Origin of the sequence: Pseudoalteromonas sp. MER144-MNA-CIBAN-0113, assembly GCF_040308965.1 — a bacterium.
GTDB classification, from domain to species: domain Bacteria; phylum Pseudomonadota; class Gammaproteobacteria; order Enterobacterales; family Alteromonadaceae; genus Pseudoalteromonas; species Pseudoalteromonas tetraodonis.
Genome location: NZ_JBEOOG010000007.1, coordinates 42,537 through 57,321, shown reverse-complemented (window position 1 = coordinate 57,321; position 14,785 = coordinate 42,537). Strand labels below are relative to the sequence as shown.

Below are 14,785 nucleotides of genomic sequence, written 5' to 3'. Positions count from 1 at the left end.
CCACAACTTACTAAAAATGTAGCGCGATTACTCACATTAATTCACAGTCGTTTTATTTACTGCCTTATGGCATGCTTACACTCATATTACTTTTTTGTATTTAGGATCCAATTTTACCATGGCTCAGATCCCCGAAAACCCGCTTATTTTAGTTGATGGCTCTTCATATTTGTTTCGTGCTTATCATTCACCACCACATCTAACCAACTCTAAGGGTGAGGCCACCGGTGCCATTTATGGCGTGGTAAACATGCTTAAAAGTTTGATCAAACAATATGATCCCTCACATATGGTGGTGGTATTTGACGCCAAAGGTAAAACCTTCAGAAATGATATGTACAGTGAGTATAAAGCGAACCGTCCGCCAATGCCTGATGATCTGCGTACTCAAATAGCGCCGCTGCACAGTATTATCAAAGCAATGGGTTTTCCGTTAATTAGTATTGAGGGCGTGGAAGCCGATGACGTAATCGGTACTTTTGCACGGATTGCCTCTGAGCAACAACGTCATGTGCTGGTATCGACTGGTGATAAAGATATGGCGCAGTTGGTCAATGAGCATGTAACCTTGATTAATACCATGACCGACAGTATTTCAGATCCCGAAACTGTGGTTGAAAAGTTTGGTGTTGGACCTGAACTTATTATCGATTATTTAGCTTTAATGGGCGACAAAGTAGATAATATTCCTGGCGTTGAGGGTTGTGGACCTAAAACAGCAGTTAAATGGTTACAAAAGTACGGATCGCTTCAGGGCGTAATTGATAATGCTTCTGATATAAAAGGTAAAATAGGCGAGAAACTGGCAAAAGCGATTGATCATTTACCGTTAAGCTATGAGCTTGCCACTATTAAATGTGATGTTGAGGTTGAATCTGATCTTGATACTTTTAAATTACAAACACCGAATAAAGACGAATTAATTGCCTTATACGGTGAATGTGAGTTTCGTCGTTGGCTAGCTGAATTGCTAGACAACCCAAAAGATGCCGACACACATTTAGCAGTACCAACGCAAGAGAATGAGCTGCCAAAAGTTGAAGATGCGCACTATGAAACTATTTTAACTGAGGCCCAATTTGAGACATTAATAGAACAGCTTAATGAAGCTGAGCTATTTGCTTTTGATACAGAAACAACCAGTTTAGAGTATATGAAAGCGCAATTGGTCGGTATGAGCTTTGCGGTTAAAGCAGGGGAAGCGGCTTATTTACCAATAGCACACGATTACCCCGGTGCGCCCGATCAGTTAAGCCTTGAATTTGTGATGCAAAAGTTGGGGCCAATATTAGCAGACGAAAATAAAGCTAAAGTAGGTCAAAATCTAAAATACGATAAAAGCGTGCTTGCCAATGCAGGCTACGAATTAAATGGTATTAAGTTCGACACTATGCTGGAGTCTTATGTTTTTAACAGCGTAGGTACTCGTCATGATATGGACTCGTTGGCGCTTAAATACTTAGGCCACAAAAATATTAGCTTTGAAGATATTGCTGGTAAAGGTAAAAAGCAGCTTACATTTAATCAAATAGAACTTGAAAAAGCAGCGCCTTATGCCGCTGAAGATGCCGATATTACTTTGCGTTTGCACCAAGTGTTATGGCCGAAACTTGAAGCGGATGAAAAACTAAAATCGGTGTTTGAAGATATAGAAATGCCACTAGTAAGTGTTATTTCTGATATTGAGCGCACCGGTGTTGCTATCGACAGCAACATGTTGGCCACGCATAGCCAACGTTTAGGTGAGCGATTACTTGAGCTTGAAAAAGAAGCGTTTGAAATCGCGGGCGAACCGTTTAACTTAAGCTCACCAAAGCAACTTCAGGTACTGTTATTTGAAAAGCTCGAATTGCCCGTTATCAAAAAAACACCTAAAGGCGCGCCCTCTACAGCAGAAGAAGTACTACAAGAGTTAGCGCATGATTACCCATTGCCTAAAGTGATTATTGAGCATCGTGGTTTATCTAAGCTCAAATCAACCTACACCGATAAGTTACCCTTGATAGTCAATGAACGCACGCAGCGAGTGCATACTTCTTATCACCAAGCGGTAACAGCAACAGGTCGATTAAGCTCAAGCGATCCTAATTTACAAAATATTCCTATTCGTTCAGAGGAAGGGCGTCGTATTCGTGAAGCGTTTATTGCCGCAGATGGGTATAAAATTGTGGCTGCCGATTACAGCCAAATAGAACTGCGTATTATGGCGCATCTCTCGCAAGATAAGGGATTACTAAGCGCATTTGCTAATGGCTTAGATGTTCACAGTGCCACGGCTGCTGAAGTATTTGGGGTTGAGCTTGAAGAGGTAACATCAGATATGCGCCGTAAAGCTAAAGCGGTAAACTTTGGCTTAATTTATGGCATGTCAGCATTTGGCTTAGCACGTCAACTTGATGTACCACGCCATGAAGCGCAGCATTATATTGATAAATATTTTGAGCGTTTTCCAGATGTTTTAGAATACATGGAAACAACGCGTGAGAAAGCAGCCGAAAATGGCTATGTAGAAACAATTTTTGGCCGTCGCTTACATTTACCAGAAATAAATGCGCGCAATGGCGCTCGTCGCAAAGGCGCTGAGCGCGCAGCAATTAATGCACCGATGCAAGGCACTGCGGCTGATATTATTAAAAAAGCGATGTTAAGCGTGCATGCTTGGGTTAATCAGCAAGCACCTAATACAGTTAAGCTGCTCATGCAGGTACACGATGAATTGGTATTTGAGATTAAAACAGAATGTACTGAGCAATATACCAAACAGATTTGTGAGCTGATGTCACAAGCGGCGCAGTTAGATGTACCACTTATTGTTGAAGCTGACGAAGGTGATAACTGGGAACAAGCACACTAATTTAGCGCTACTGTACTGGTTTTAATATAGGCCAAATACAGAGTCCAAAAAGAGAATAATAAAGCGCCGCTAGGCGCTTTTTCTTCATCTTGCAGGTTAAAAAAAAGTTAAATTAAACAGCAGTTTGTATTAAATCGTTAGAGGTTCGTCAATTCGCTACGATTATCAATAATATGCTTGTATTTTTACACTTGCTTTTGGTAAAGTGCCGCCCGTCCTCATCCTGTAGGACATCCTGTTGATGATGCATCGTAAGATGCAACGTATTAATAGCTTCTCCCCAGTTTGCTATATCGGCCTATCATATATTTGATGGGCCGTTTTTTTATTGTCTTGCATCCAAGCGTTAAATTTATTCTCTAATTGCACTTAGCGTTTCAAGTGATACTATCAGTCTACTTAGCATTTTCGATTTACCACACAGTAACTAATGATTTTCAGCTGGGCTGATCAAAGTATTATTTTTACCGGTATAAGTCTTTTTATTTTAGGAGTGCATTATGTTTAAAACGTTAGCTATCGCAGGTTTATCTTTATCATGTTTACTAGTTTCAGGTGCTGCATCGGCAAACTGGCAACTATTGAACGATAAAAGCCAATTAAGTTTTGTATCAATTAAAAAAAATAGCATTGCTGAAGCAAGTCACTTTACTCAGTTAGCAGGGCAGCTGAGCGATCAGGGTCAATTTAGCGTAAACGTTGATTTAACCTCAGCCGAAACCTTTATCCCAATCCGTAACGAACGTTTAAGTAAGATATTGTTTGAGTCTGACACGTTTGCAAACGCAGTATTAACCGCTGACTTATCTGATAAGTTGTCACTTATTAAGCAACCAGGGCAGTACGTATTAAAAGGTATTAGCGCTGAGCTAGACTTTCATGGTCATAAAAAGCCACTTGCTGTTGATGTACTCGTAAGCAGTGCGGCCAATGGAGATTTAAGTGTGGCATCATTCACCCCTATCATTATCAACAGTGATGACTTTAAGATCACTGAAGGGGTAATGCAGTTACAAAAATTAGCCGGATTACCTTCAATTGCTACTGCCGTGCCAGTTACTTTTGCACTGACATTTAAAAAACAGTGATTTCACTTAACGAGCTTAGCAAGCAACTCAGCGAGCCAAGCAAACCTTTTGAACAATGGCAGCCCGCTCACTGCGGGCAGTTATCATTATTGATTGATGAGCAAGGTAAATGGTTTTACGCAGGTAGTGAAATTATCCGTCAATCAATGGTGAAACTTTTTGCCAGTGTATTATGCAACGAAGATGGTCAGTTTTACTTAAAAACACCCGTAGAAAAAATCGCAATTGAGGTGAAGGATGCGCCTTTTATTATTGTAAATTGGCATAGTGAAAAGACATCAGAGGGAAGTGTTATTTGTTGTATTGATAACTTAAACCGTACATGGTTATTAAGTCGTTCTGAGTCACTTTATATCAATGACTACAAAGGCGCGGCTGTGCCTTATATGCAGTTACCCTACGGCTGCTTTGCGCGAGTTGCGCGAAATGTGTTTTATCAGTGGGCTGAAATAGCCGAAACAGATGAGCTCGGCTATTTTATTACCTCCGCACAGCAGAAATTTTACTTACAGTAATTATTCGCTATCTGGCGCTACTAAATCAGCAGGTGGAACGGCCACTATTGGGCCTAAATACCACTCATCTAGCTTTTTAGCGACTTCTGGTAAGCCGGTGCCTTTAAGTGATGAAAATGCATGAACCGTAATATCGCCATCTAATTCACTTAACTCACGACGTACGCTAAGAACTTGTGATTTACGCGGACCTTGCTTTAGCTTATCGGCTTTAGTTAATAGTGCCAATACCGGAATTTCACTGCCTACAGCCCAATTAATTAAGTCGCGGTCTAAATCTTTTAATGGATGACGAATATCCATTAATACCACAATACCTTTTAAACTTTGACGTTTTTGCAGGTATTCGCCTAGCGATTTTTGCCATTTCTTTTTCATTTCAATCGGCACTTTTGCAAACCCATAGCCAGGTAGGTCAATTAGGCGCATATTATCTACATCGGCAAGTTCAAAGGTGTTGATCAGCTGAGTACGGCCGGGTGTTTTACTGGTTCGTGCTAACTTTTGATCGGTTAGGGTATTTAGCGCACTTGATTTACCTGCATTAGAGCGACCGGCAAACGCGACTTCAATTCCCGTATCAGCAGGTAATTTAGTGATGTCTGGCGCGCTTGTAACAAAAGACGCAGTGTTATACTTGATACGAGATTTGAGCACAGGCTCTCCTAAAACTTAAAAAAATAACATTGGGTAAACCAAATTCACCCGTGGCGCGTATTTTATACTATAAAGTAGCTATTAAAAAGTGTATTTGAGCATGTAAGATCATTGCTGACAGTACATTTTAACTGGCTTAGCGTTTAATTTTACTCAAAACCCTATAATTTATAGGTTTAATGTGTGTAGAAAACGTGCCAGAGAATTTAATATCGTGTAGAATATAAAAATCACAACATCCATATTGTAGATGATACAGGGTCGGAAACAGAGAATTCACCATGAAAAAAATAGCACTATCTTTAACTATATTGCTTGGTGCGTTGTCAGCAAGCAACGCAACAGCATTTGATGGCGATGTAAACGCAGGTAAAGAAAAATCAGCAACGTGTGCGGCTTGTCACGGCCCAGACGGTAATGCGCCGGTTAACATCTACCCAAAAATTGCAGGCCAACACGCAGATTACATATACAAGCAACTTACTGAATTTAAATTAGGTATGACTTCGGGCGGTAAAGAAGGTCGTATGAATCCAGTAATGAGCGGTATGGCAATGCCATTAAGTGATCAAGATATGAAAGACTTGGCTGCTTACTTTGCTTCTTTGAACATGTCTGAAGGTGCTACACCGAAAGATGTTCAAGAAACAGGCGCAATGTTATATAAAGCAGGTGATGCTGAGCGGGGTATCCCATCATGTGCGGCTTGTCATGGTCCACGTGGTAATGGCTCTTCACTTGCTAAATTTCCAAAGATTTCTTTCCAACATCCAGAATACATCAAATCACAACTTGAACAGTTCAGAGATGGTGTTCGTAATAACGACCTAAATGGTGTTATGCAGGACATTGCAAAGAAACTAACAGATAAAGACATTGAAACACTCTCTAAATACCTTGGTGGTCTACACTAAAGTCGTATTTATTTAGATGTTGTTAACATAATATAATGTTAATTAGTGAAAAAGGCAGCTTTAGCTGCTTTTTTTGTGCCTGCCGTGACCGATAAAGCTCCTTCTCTTGTAAGACATTGACCATACTTTAGTGTAAGAAAAATCTCATTTTATTTTTGTTTTTTAATGTAACTTATTGTAATTTATGCTTTTAGTGTTTTTTGTCATATGTAGTACAAGAAAAAAGATATAAATTAGTTGTAACAAAATTATTAACGAGTAAATTAACCCCTGTCGCAAAAACAATAACAAATAGGAAAACGTTATAAGGATAGTAGCGCGGCACGACTGAATAGCACATAGAGTGTGCTACCAAAGGAAATATCAAAAAAGTGTTAGGAAGACCGAAAATAATAAAATACTCATGGAAGTTTAATAATAAAAACAAAATGGAATGCTACACGGAAGATAAATAATAAAAATACGGATAGAAAATAATAATAAAAACAATAAAGACTAAAAAGTCGAAGGGAGAAGTGTCCATATAATGGCGCTCAGATTAGTAGGCGGTAGAGATGTTTTCTCTACCGCCTTTTTATTTGTCCTGTTACAATACCCCCCGTTAAAAAAAAGCACCTTAACTGTGCTTTGGCGCGCAAAACGCCCAAACTGAATTCTCCTGGCTAGGCCTGCACCGCGATGCCCATTGAGTTGCGCCTCGCTCAAAACCTCTTAAGTGAGACGATCAAAATATGAGTAGAAAGAAAAAGTCACGTAAAATGCCATCAAATGGTCCCGTTCGTTTAAGTCAAGATAAGCTTAAAGAAATGCGCGCATTGAAAGAGCAACGTGTTAAAAAAACTAAGGGCGCTAAACCTGGTTCACGTAATGCACCGGATGCATTGAGTAATGACACTCAAAAAGCAGGTTCGGCTGCTAAAGATAAACGCGTTGGTAGTAAAAAAGCAGTGCCATTAGTTGCACCTGCTGCTGAACCAAAAATCGAAATGAAACGTAACCTTAAACCTGTAGCAGAGCTTAAAAAGGCTGTTGAACCAGAATTAACGCCTGAACAAGAGTTAGAAGCCCTTGAAAATGATGAGCGCTTACTTAAATTAGTTGAGCGTCATGAGCAAGGTGAAATGCTAACGGGTAAAGATGCAAAATACTTTAATAGCCGCATAGCGCGTCACCAAGTGCTTTGTAAATTATTAGGCATTGAAGATGAAGAAGAGTTTGAAGATGACTTCAGCGATGAAGACAGTAATTCAGACTTTGATCAATACCTATCAAACGATCTAGCGAATGAATGGCTAGATGACGACGAAGATAAGTAATAAGGACACGCAATGAGTACAGCAGTGATCTTAGCCTTAGTTGTAGGTGCTGCTATTATAGCGGGCTTGGCATTTTATGCGGGTCAGTTGCTCTATAAGCTAAATGTGCAAAAAAAGCTAATTAGCAAACAACAGGCAGAGCAACAGCAAAAGCTAAAACAGTCGCGTTTAAAGCGTAATGCGAAGTTAGCCGATAGTATTCATTTAATTGCACGTGCTATGAATGAAAAGCAATGTGATTATTCTGAGGGGTGCTTACGTATTTGGGTGCTTATGTCGCAATATAGTTTTGATACTGAGCGCGACCTAACGAGTGCATACCCGGGTATTTATAAAATGTACGACGTGGTAAAAGAAATGCCAACCCATGATTCGCGCAAAAAGTACGCTAAAAAAGAAATTTTTAAGCAAGACACGGCGCGCTGGCGCGCAGAAGAATCACTGAGTGATGAAATAGAAGCTGACTGTAAAAAAATTATTGTTGAGTTTAAAGCAGCCCAAGGCAGCGAAAACGTGGTTTTTAACTAGCGCTTAGATTTTACGGCATATATAAAAAAAGCAGACCTTGGTCTGCTTTTTTTATGCGTGCTAGTTTTAAATTAACCTGAACTCTGGTTAAGAGATTTACTAACGTATTGAATCAAAAAATGATATTTATGTTTATTTTTCTCTAGCCAGAGATTTCCAGTGAAAACAAGGCGAAATTACGCGTCAATAGCTAGCCTATTGCAAGTAAATTCAACGCAGTTAGCGCTGAAAATAGCTGCTTGAGATAGATTTATTATCCAGAGTTCAGGTTAAATTATATAACGCGTGAGAAGCGGGTGGCATTTATCTGTTTTTGTAAATGCGTATCAAAGCACATACAAATAATACGAATAAATAAATTCCCTTTTGGTGTTACGCTAATTAGGTTGTTTTCTATTGTTACCATTTCATCGGCAATTAATGGTGCGAGTGCCTCTAAAGCATCTTGAAAGTAGTCATTAAAGCTGATTTTATGTCTGTTAGCGAATACGCTCATATCAAGCTCAAACTGGCAAATAAGCTGCTTAATCGCATCGGCGCGAATAATATCATCTTGGGTTAAATGCATGCCTTTATTAATGGCACTGCCTGCTTGCTCATCAACTGCTTGATAATAATGTTTTAACTCTTTTTTATTTTGTAATATGGCCGTGCCTATTTGTGAAATAGACGAAACACCTAAGCCCAATAAGTCGCACTCGCCATGAGTGGTGTAGCCTTGAAAATTACGATGCAGCTGACCCGTATTTTGTGCAATGGCTAGCTCATTATCAACTTTTGCAAAGTGATCCATACCTATAAATTGATAGCCCGCCTGCGTCATTTGCTCTAGGGTATTTTTAAACATGGTGAGCTTATTATGCGCACTGGGTAAATCGGCGTCTTTAATTTTACGTTGGGCGGCAAAACGTTCTGGTAAATGAGCGTAGTTAAATACTGAAACGCGGTCAGGGTTTAAGGCAATAAGTTGCTCAATCGTTTGCGTAAAGCTCTCAGGTGTTTGTAGTGGCAGGCCATAAATCATATCAGCATTAATTGATTTAAAGCCCAACTGTTTTGCTTGGGTAATTAATTGCTTTACCTCATCAACATGCTGAGGGCGATTAACAGCCAGCTGAACCTGATCATTAAAATCTTGAATACCAAATGACACACGATTAAACCCCAACTCGCTTAAATCAACCAGCATATTGTCAGCCAGTGAGCGAGGGTCGATTTCGATACCGCGCTCGCAGGTATCGCTAAAGTTAAAGTGTTGCTCTAGCAGCTTTACTAAGCGCGTCATTTGCGCTGCGGTTAAAAAAGTTGGTGTGCCGCCCCCCAAATGTAATTGCTCAACCCGATAATCTTGAAACAGCGGCGCTTGTGCTGCAATTTCTTTAGCTAAAAAGTCTAGGTAGGTATCGGCTTTAGATTGGTGGCGAGTAATGACTTTATTACAGCCACAGTAATAACAAAGCTGACTACAAAAAGGAATATGAATATATAAAGACAACGAACGGGTTTGCGATGATTCAATAGCGCTAATCAAATCTTGTTGCTGATAACCATCAGCTAACGAAAGTGCGGTCGGGTAAGACGTATAACGCGGGCCCGATACATTGTATTTGTTTATTAAAGTTTGATCCCATTGAGGAAGTTTAATCATCACGCGCACCTTATCTTTTAAGTTGCTGCGTATTGTAAAAAAGCAAAGGGGAGGAGGTTTTGATCTACAACAAAAAAAGGTGCCGCAGCACCTTTTTAATATATAACGCGGCTGCGTTACATTATGGCGTCTTTTAAGTACTGAAATAACTCTTTGTAGCTTCTCGCTGGTTTTTCAGCTTTTACTTCTTTGGCAGCATTACGCACCATTTGGCGCATCTTTTGGCGCTCAAGAGCTGGATATTGTTCAATTGTTTCGTTGATTAAGTCATCGCCTTGTTCAATTAAATCACTGCGCAGTTGCTCAATTTTTTTGATCATAACCTCAGCTTGGTTATTTTTATTAAGCATGACATCAATGATCGCTTTAATTTCTTCAATATTTTCTACCGTACGAAGGGTTTTTGCGATGTAATTTAAATGTCGGCGGTAGGCATCACTTTTATTACTTATTTTATCAGCAACCACCATTGCTTCTTTTAAGTCATCATTGAGCGGCAGGCGTTCACGCTGCTTTTTACCCATTTTGGCAATTTCAGATCCTAACTGATGAAACTCTTGCGCTTCGCGCTTAAGTTCACTTTTTGATACATATATAATTTCTTCTTCAATTTCAGCAGGCTTGCCTTTTTTCTTCGCCATGGGGTGCTCTTAAATAAAAATAACTTCATCTATTATACGCGATTCTTTTAGTGATTAATATTAGCTGATGTGGTGCAGTGAGTGTGTTAGCATTTAAATATAAAAAATGTGTGCAATATGGCCTTCAGGGCTCAGGACAGAATTTATGAAAAGCCAACACCAAGATCCAATTTATTCGCAAATCTCTCAAGTAAAAGACGCTGTATCAGAAGTACTTGAGCATGCTAAAAAACTAGGTGCTACCGCTGCAGAAGCTGCTATGTCAAGCACTTCTGGGTTGTCGGTAAGTACGCGCATGGGGGAGGTAGAAACCATTGAGTTTAATCAAGACGGTGGTTTAGGTATTAGCGTGTATGTTGGCAATAACAAAGGCTCGGCATCAACGGCTGATTTAAATCCTAAAACATTACGTGCTGTGGTCGAAAAAGCCATCGATATTGCTAAATTCACTTCAGACGATCCATGTAATGGCATTGCTGATAAAGGACTGCTTGAGTTTGCCCCTAGAGATTTAGACTTGTTTCATCCTTGGGATGTAAGCCCAGAGCAAGGGATTGATTTATGTCATGCAGCAGAGCAAGCCGCATTAAACGCCGATGAGCGAATTGTGAATTCAGATGGCGCGAGCTTTTCATCGCATCAAGGTTTGCGAGTATATGGTAACAGCCATGGTTTAATTGCAGGCTTTCCACGTACTCGCCACAGCATTAGCACTATGGTGATAGGTAAAGAGGGCGAGCATATGCAGCGCGACTCAGCCTACACGATTTCTCGCGATCAAGCGGGGTTAAAAGATGCTGCAAGTGTTGGACTTGAAGCCGCGGCAGAAACCCTAGCAAAACTAAACAGCCAAAAACTAGGCACCATGAAAGTGCCGGTTATTTTTAGAGCTGATATTGCTAATTCATTGTTTGGCCATTTGGTATCAGCAATTGGTGGTGGCGCACTGTATCGTAAATCCAGCTTTTTACTTGATAGCTTAGGCACGCAGGTATTTAGCAAAACCGTTAATATTTCAGAGCGTCCGCACTTACTTAAAGGCTTAGCATCATCGCCATTTGATAGCGAAGGCGTTAAAACTCTCGACAGAGAAATAATTCACGGTGGCGAGTTACAAACGTATTTATTAGCAAGCTATGCGGCACGTAAAATGAATATGACCCCAACAGGACACGCTGGCGGTATTCATAATTGGTTAGTAGAGCAAACGCATCAAGATTTAACTACATTATTAAAAACCATGGGTACGGGCTTATTAGTTACAGAATTGATGGGGCAGGGAGTGAATACCGTAACTGGTGACTACTCTCGCGGTGCGGCTGGTTTTTGGATTGAAAATGGGGAAATACAATACCCAGTAAGCGAAATTACGATTGCTGGTAATTTAAAAGATATGTTCAAAGGTATTTCCGCTATAGGTGGCGATATAGAACGTCGCGGCGGGATTCAGACTGGTTCAGTACTGATTGAACAAATGCAAGTAGCAGGTGCTTAATACCCATTCGCAATAATATTTATTTCAGTGAATTGGCATAAACCCACTTTGCTTGCTTAAATTAAGTTTAATTTAAGCAAGCCTTCTTTTGATGTTTTTAAGGTGTGATATGGCTAAAGATAGATATGCGCCAAAACCGTTAACCGATATTATGGCTGGGCTGAACAACCGCTTAGCAGCCTATGCGGGAAAAAGCCAAGCACTGGATACACAGCAACAATTGTTGCGCGATTTCTTAGGCCCTAAGTTAGGTGAAAAGTGCCGAGTAAGTAATTACCGTGACGGCACCTTAATGATAGAAGCCGTTTCTGCACCTATTGCCCTTAGGCTTAATTATTTAAAAATGGACATGCAATCGCATTTTAGAGCTGCAGGTATGGCTGAGCTTGGGCAAATAAAAATTACCGCCAATCCACAGGCAACTCAACGATTAAGCACCCGACCTAAAGCGGCTGATGGCAAACCAACGAACTCCCTTAAAATGAGTGAACAAACGGCTGATTATTTAAATGCTATCGCTGATTCTGCTCCACCGTCATTAAAAGAAAAGCTTCAGCGCTTAGCTTTACATGGTAAAAATAAACCTTAGTTAAATACCATTTAGCTCCTTCCTCGGTTTGTTTTACTGGCTTTAAAATACTTTGTTACATATTCGATTTTATTGTTATTTAAATCAGGTTTATGATGCTTAGTTAGTACTTCCTAAATTAGGTTGTAGCTGATGCGTATTTCATTAAGCAGATAATAGACTGCATCCTATTGTTGTTTTTTTGAGTTATCAAATCTTAATGAAATGCGTATTTATTCTAATTAGTATACGGAATTCTTATGAAACAAATAACAATGACTGCCGCCAGTATTGCATTGGCGTTAGGTTTGGTTGGTTGCGGCGAAAAGCCACAAGAAATGCAAGCAGAAGCAACAACAGTAACCGCACCGGTGGCAACCCCTCGTGCCTTAGGTGTTGATTTACAAAATATCGATAACAGTGTTCGTGCACAGGATGATTTTTACTTTCACGTAAATGGTAAATGGTTAGAAAAAACTGAAATCCCTGGCGATAAATCAAACTATGGGTCGTTCTCACAGTTATATGATGAATCGCAAAAAGCAATGAAAACAGTACTAGAAAATGCCAGTACCAATAGCAGCGCAAAGCCAGGTTCGGATGAATATAAGATCGGCGCATTTTATACTAGCTACATGGCTGAAAATGCTCGTGAAGAGTTAGGGATGTTACCACTTGAGCCGGCTATTAAAAGCATTGATACAGTGAAAGATAAAGCCGCGTTGGTCACACTGATGGCACAGCTACAAGTTAAAGGCGGAGATCTTCCTTTTGGCTGGTATGTTAATAATGACGCTAAAAACTCAAGTGAAAATGCGCTTTATGCCTATCAAGCGGGACTTGGTTTACCTGACCGTGATTATTATTTAAAAGATGATGAAAAATTCACAAAAATTCGCGCGGCTTATCAAACCTATATCACCGATATTTTAGCTAAAGCTGGCGTTAAAAATGCCGCTGATGCAGCCAAAGCGATATTAGCACTTGAAACGACACTTGCTGATGCACAGTGGAGCCGAGTACAAAGTCGTGATGCAACAAAATCTTATAATAAAATGAGTGTTGCTGCCGCTAACGAGCTAATGGGTGAATTTGATTTAAGTGCTTACTTTGAAGCAGTTGGTGTTGATGCCGAAGAACTGATTGTGAGCCAACCGAGTTACTTTGAAAAATTTGCAGACATTTTCAAAAATACAGACTTAACGGTTTGGCAAAACTACTTAAAATTCCATTTCGTTAGTAATTACGCGCAGTTGCTAAATAAAGATTTAGTGGATTTAAAATTTAATTTTTACAGCACCACGTTACGCGGTGTTGAAGAGCAAGCGCCACTTTGGAAGCAAGCCGTTGATGCATCAAACAGTGTACTGGGTGAAATTTTAGGTAAAGTCTACGTTAAAGAAAACTTCCCGCCAGAAGCGAAAGCGCGCATGGAAGAATTAGTTGATAACGTGATTAAAGGCTATTCAGTGGCAATTGAAAACCTTGAGTGGATGAGCCCTGAAACAAAAGTTGCGGCGCAAGAAAAGCTGGATAAGTTTACGCCTAAAATTGGTTACCCAGATAAATGGAAAGATTATTCAGATTTAGTAATTAATCCTGATGAACTAGTAGGTAACTATATTCGCTACAGTGAGTGGGCTTATGCAGATATGGTTGCTAAATTAGGTAAGCCAGCTGATCGCTCTGAGTGGCATATGACGCCACAAACAGTGAATGCTTACTACAACCCAGTGAATAACGAAATAGTATTCCCTGCGGCGATTCTGCAGCCTCCTTTCTTTAATTTAGAAGCAGATGATGCGGTTAACTATGGTGCTATTGGTGCGGTTATTGGCCATGAGTTAGGCCATGGCTTTGATGACCAAGGTGCAAAATACGACGGTGATGGCAATTTACGTAATTGGTGGAGCGAGTCAGACCTTAAGCAGTTTGAAGAGCGAAGTGCTGCCTTAGTTGCGCAGTATAATCAATATAAACCGTTTGAAGATGCCAGCGTTAATGGTGAGCTGACACTGGGTGAAAACATTGGTGATTTAGGCGGCTTAACCGTCGCTTATAAAGCGTATCAATTATCGCTGGGTGATTCTAAAGCGCCCATTATTGAAGGCTATACGGGCGACCAACGCTTCTTTATGGGCTGGTCGCAAATTTGGCGTCGTAAATACCGTGATGAAGCATTGCGCAATCGTTTAATGACCGATTCACATTCACCGAGTCATTATCGCGTGATTGGTATTTTGTCGAACATGCCGGAATTTTACCAAGCGTTTGATGTTAAAGAGGGCGATAAAATGTATATCAAGCCTGAAGATCGCGTAAAAATTTGGTAATTTAAGCTGAAATTAGCTTGAGCGGTTAGCCCCACTAATCGCAAAATAAAAAGCCAGTGAGCATGATGCTCACTGGCTTTTTAGTTACTTTTATACCTGATGATAAAACTAGGGTCTGTTGACCTTTGCGGATTAAAATTTGTTCAAACTAGGGGCGGTTTAATCGCGGCGCGAGGTTTGTAACCTAGTGGGCTAAGTAAAAACCGAGCAACAAAGAGTAAATCGCCC

At 40.2% G+C, this 14,785-nt stretch carries 12 protein-coding genes; 9 read left to right on the top strand and 3 right to left on the bottom strand.

Annotated elements, in window-relative coordinates; genetic code table 11:
* The first annotated feature begins 118 nt into the window (after window positions 1–118).
* From polA to AAEY57_RS03255, 3 genes are all read left to right on the top strand, one after another.
* On the top strand, window positions 119–2,854 hold the full coding sequence (gene polA, locus AAEY57_RS03265) for a DNA polymerase I (RefSeq protein WP_350314506.1): 2,736 nt from the start codon (window positions 119–121) through the stop codon (window positions 2,852–2,854).
* Window positions 2,855–3,354: 500 nt separating this feature from the next.
* Window positions 3,355–3,942 carry a YceI family protein gene (locus AAEY57_RS03260; protein ID WP_013463874.1) on the top strand — a complete coding sequence of 196 codons (588 nt, stop codon included), beginning with the start codon at window positions 3,355–3,357 and terminating at the stop codon, window positions 3,940–3,942.
* Complete coding sequence (locus tag AAEY57_RS03255; protein WP_350314507.1) at window positions 3,939–4,457, top strand: DUF1285 domain-containing protein; 519 nt, start codon at window positions 3,939–3,941, stop codon at window positions 4,455–4,457. Before AAEY57_RS03260 ends, AAEY57_RS03255 begins: the two co-directional genes overlap by 4 nt.
* On the opposite strand, the gene yihA is transcribed toward AAEY57_RS03255, so the two are convergent.
* Window positions 4,458–5,114 carry a ribosome biogenesis GTP-binding protein YihA/YsxC gene (gene yihA / locus AAEY57_RS03250; protein WP_350314508.1) on the bottom strand — a complete coding sequence of 219 codons (657 nt, stop codon included), beginning with the start codon at window positions 5,112–5,114 and terminating at the stop codon, window positions 4,458–4,460.
* A gap of 281 nt (window positions 5,115–5,395) precedes the next feature.
* Here yihA and AAEY57_RS03245 point away from each other — a divergent pair, with 281 nt between their 5' ends.
* From AAEY57_RS03245 to AAEY57_RS03235, 3 genes are all read left to right on the top strand, one after another.
* A complete protein-coding gene (locus AAEY57_RS03245; protein WP_013463877.1) occupies window positions 5,396–6,028 on the top strand; it encodes a c-type cytochrome in 633 nt (210 codons plus the stop codon).
* A gap of 731 nt (window positions 6,029–6,759) precedes the next feature.
* Window positions 6,760–7,344 (top strand): Der GTPase-activating protein YihI, encoded by a 585-nt coding sequence (gene yihI, locus AAEY57_RS03240; protein ID WP_350314509.1) that lies wholly within the window; start codon window positions 6,760–6,762, stop codon window positions 7,342–7,344.
* Window positions 7,345–7,356: 12 nt separating this feature from the next.
* Window positions 7,357–7,872, top strand: a complete 516-nt coding sequence (locus AAEY57_RS03235) for a DUF2489 domain-containing protein (protein ID WP_350314510.1) — start codon at window positions 7,357–7,359, stop codon at window positions 7,870–7,872.
* 274 nt (window positions 7,873–8,146) lie between these two features.
* Here AAEY57_RS03235 and hemN read toward each other — a convergent pair whose 3' ends face one another.
* Complete coding sequence (hemN, locus tag AAEY57_RS03230) at window positions 8,147–9,520, bottom strand: oxygen-independent coproporphyrinogen III oxidase (RefSeq protein ID WP_350606290.1); 1,374 nt, start codon at window positions 9,518–9,520, stop codon at window positions 8,147–8,149.
* Between the two features lie 116 nt (window positions 9,521–9,636).
* Window positions 9,637–10,161, bottom strand: a complete 525-nt coding sequence (gene yjgA / locus AAEY57_RS03225; protein ID WP_013463882.1) for a ribosome biogenesis factor YjgA — start codon at window positions 10,159–10,161, stop codon at window positions 9,637–9,639.
* 145 nt (window positions 10,162–10,306) lie between these two features.
* Here yjgA and pmbA point away from each other — a divergent pair, with 145 nt between their 5' ends.
* The 3 genes from pmbA to AAEY57_RS03210 all read left to right on the top strand — a co-directional run bounded on the left by pmbA (window position 10,307) and on the right by AAEY57_RS03210 (window position 14,557).
* Window positions 10,307–11,656, top strand: coding sequence for a metalloprotease PmbA (pmbA, locus tag AAEY57_RS03220; protein ID WP_350314511.1), 1,350 nt, complete (start codon window positions 10,307–10,309; stop codon window positions 11,654–11,656).
* Window positions 11,657–11,765: 109 nt separating this feature from the next.
* A complete protein-coding gene (locus AAEY57_RS03215) occupies window positions 11,766–12,245 on the top strand; it encodes a DciA family protein (protein WP_350314512.1) in 480 nt (159 codons plus the stop codon).
* Window positions 12,246–12,484: 239 nt separating this feature from the next.
* Complete coding sequence (locus AAEY57_RS03210; protein ID WP_350314513.1) at window positions 12,485–14,557, top strand: M13 family metallopeptidase; 2,073 nt, start codon at window positions 12,485–12,487, stop codon at window positions 14,555–14,557.
* Window positions 14,558–14,785: the final 228 nt, after the last annotated feature.